This window comes from Dellaglioa sp. CoH-57-MRSF-16 (assembly GCF_056782055.1).
In genome coordinates this window covers 1-231 of record NZ_JBXAXZ010000240.1, presented here as the reverse complement: position 1 = coordinate 231, position 231 = coordinate 1, and the positions used below count along the sequence as shown (strand labels likewise).

Genomic DNA, 231 nt, shown 5'->3' with positions numbered 1-231 from the left:
GAGTGACACCAGCGAGGCGACAAAGCCACTGTTGCGCTACCCGGGCGGGGAAGCGGGGCACCGCTCGTTCTTCGGCGGCACGAAGTCGAAGACGCGCATCGTGTTCGTTGGGTTCTTCATCATCGGCGGGATGGTGGGGCTGATTCTGGGCGGCGGACTGATCGCCGCGGCCGCCGCTCTGGCGGGCGTCGGGATCACGCTGCTGGTAACCCAGCGCACGCACAACGGCAC

The 231-nt window shown here is 67.5% G+C and carries 1 protein-coding gene; it reads left to right on the top strand.

The window, feature by feature from the left end:
* Window positions 1-231 (top strand): hypothetical protein (locus AC1RPH_RS08555; RefSeq protein WP_481762160.1); only part of this gene is annotated, 231 nt, incomplete at both ends.